This window comes from Rhodoferax sp. (genome assembly GCF_039922535.1).
GTDB lineage: Bacteria > Pseudomonadota > Gammaproteobacteria > Burkholderiales > Burkholderiaceae_C > Rhodoferax_B.
Window position 1 is genome coordinate 1 of sequence record NZ_JBDTEM010000230.1, and the last position, 1,888, is coordinate 1,888.

A 1,888-nucleotide genomic window follows, 5' to 3' on the forward strand; every position below is an offset into this window, starting at 1 on the left:
TCCGAGCAGTTCAGCCAGTTGCTGACCGAAGCCAATGCCGATCTGGAAGCCATTGCCACCTCCATCGTGCAAGGCAATGTGCGCATCCCGGGTATGCAGAGCGAAATCGACCGCCTGAACCGCGAAATCGCCGCCCTGGGGGCCGTCAACCTGGCCGCGCTGGACGAACTGAGCGTGGCCCGCGAGCGCAAGCAATTCCTGGATGCCCAGACTGCCGACCTGGTCGAAGCCATGACCACGCTGGAAGACGCCATCAAAAAGATCGACGGTGAAACCCGCGAGCTGCTGTCGGGCACTTTCAACACCGTCAACGGCCACTTCGGCAAGATGTTCCCCGAGCTGTTTGGCGGCGGTAATGCGCGCCTGGTCATCACCGGGGACGAGATTCTGGACTCTGGCGTGCAGGTGATCGCCCAGCCGCCGGGCAAAAAGAACCAGACCATCCACCTGCTGTCGGGCGGCGAAAAAGCCCTGACCGCCATCGCCCTGGTGTTCGCCATTTTCATGCTGAACCCGGCACCGTTTTGCCTGCTGGACGAAGTGGACGCGCCGCTGGACGACGCCAACACCGAACGCTACGCCAAACTGGTTGCCAGCATGAGCCGCGAAACCCAGTTTCTTTTCATCAGCCACAACAAGATCGCCATGGAAATGGCCCAGCAACTGATTGGTGTGACCATGCAGGAGCAGGGCGTTTCACGCATCGTGGCAGTCGATATGGAGTCGGCTCTCAACATGGCCGAATTGACATGACAACTACCCTACAACTCGGTTTGGCCATCGGCGGCGGGCTCGTGCTCGTCACCGTCGTGGCCTACAACACCTGGTCCACCCGTAAAAATGCGCCCAAGCAGCCGGATCCGCTGCCGCCCCAAAGCGGGCACATCGAGCCCAGTCCCGACGAGGTTGAGCGCCGCGACCCGGCGTTTGAAGGCGACGATCTGCCTCCGCTGCCCACGCCCGAGCGCAAACCCGGTATGGACGCGCTGATCGACGTGCTGGCACCCATCGCGCTGGAAAACCCGGTATCGGGCGATGCCGCCCTGGCCGCCATGCCGCCGACCCGCCGCGTCGGCAGCAAGCCCTTTGCCATCGAAGGCCTGAATGTCGCCAGCCAGCAGTGGGAAACCCCGGTGGCTGGCCAGCGCTACAGCCAACTGCAGGCCGGTGTGCAACTGGCCAACCGCACGGGCGCGCTCAACGAGATCGAATACTCCGAATTCGTCATCAAGACCCAGGCCTACGCCGACACGGTGAACGGCCTGCCCGAATTCCCCGAAATGCGCGAAGAAGTGGCCCGCGGCCGCGAGCTGGACCAGTTCGCTAACGACCACGATGCCCAGCTTGGCTTCACCCTGCGCGCTGTGCACGCCGCCTGGAGCCCCGGCTACGTGCAGCAGCACGCCGCGCGTCTGGGGTTTGTGCCCAGCCTGATCCCCGGCCGCATGCTGTTGCCCAGCAGTACGCCCGGCATGCCGCCCATCCTGGGCCTGGCGTTTGACGCGCAAGCGGCCCTGGCCGAAGACCCTGACCAATCCGCCCTGCGCGAAGTCACGCTGAGCCTGGACGTGCCCCAGGTGGACCGCGCCGAGCAGCCCTTTGTGCGCCTGCGCGACACCGCCGCCGCCCTGGCCGATGCCATGGATGGCAGCCTGACCGACGACCGGGGCTACCCGCTGCAGCGCGATGCGCTGGACGGCATTGGTGCCTCGCTGGAGCAGCTGTACGACACGCTGGACTCACGCGAATTGGCGGCGGGCTCTGTTTTGGCGCGAAGGTTATTTAGCTGAGCGTGATGGAAAATTCAGACCTTTTTAGCCCTCCAGCGCAGATTCCACCTGCGCTGGCAGCTACAGAAATAGAAGCATTGCGGGGGCAGCTCAACGCC

General features: G+C 64.1%; 1 protein-coding gene and 1 pseudogene. Both read left to right on the forward strand.

From position 1 onward, the window contains the following. A pseudogene (locus ABI213_RS10985) lies at positions 1-753 on the forward strand (chromosome segregation protein SMC); the annotation flags it as partial. Then, entirely contained in the window at positions 750-1,790 is a 1,041-nt protein-coding gene (locus ABI213_RS10990) for a cell division protein ZipA C-terminal FtsZ-binding domain-containing protein (protein ID WP_348027056.1), read from the forward strand. The pseudogene ABI213_RS10985 and the gene ABI213_RS10990, both read left to right, overlap by 4 nt. The last annotated feature ends 98 nt before the right edge of the window (positions 1,791-1,888 follow it).